This window comes from Pseudomonas sp. 50_B (genome assembly GCF_017491625.1).
GTDB lineage: Bacteria > Pseudomonadota > Gammaproteobacteria > Pseudomonadales > Pseudomonadaceae > Aquipseudomonas > Aquipseudomonas danubii.
Window position 1 is genome coordinate 1 of sequence record NZ_JAFGYX010000203.1, and the last position, 245, is coordinate 245.

Here is a 245-nt window from a genome sequence, read left to right on the forward strand (position 1 = left end):
ATGGCATTGGTCAGCCACAGGGCGTTGGCCGGTACATGGTTGGCGTTCTCGCGGCGCAGGAACTCCGGCATGGTGTGGTCCTTGGCCGCGGCGAACATGATCTCCGCACACAGCAGCACCCAGGACAACAGCGCCCCCAGCAGGGAAATCGCCAGGCCAATGCTGATCAGCAAGGCGCCCCAGGGGCCGACGATATGTTCCAGCACTGCTGCCAGGGAAGGGTTCTGCAGCTTGGCCAGCTCCGG

At 64.5% G+C, this 245-nt stretch carries 1 protein-coding gene; it reads right to left on the minus strand.

The genetic code is table 11. The features are described from left to right. A partial coding sequence (locus J5M73_RS31625) for an amino acid permease (RefSeq protein WP_207817029.1) occupies positions 1-245 on the minus strand: 245 nt, incomplete at both ends.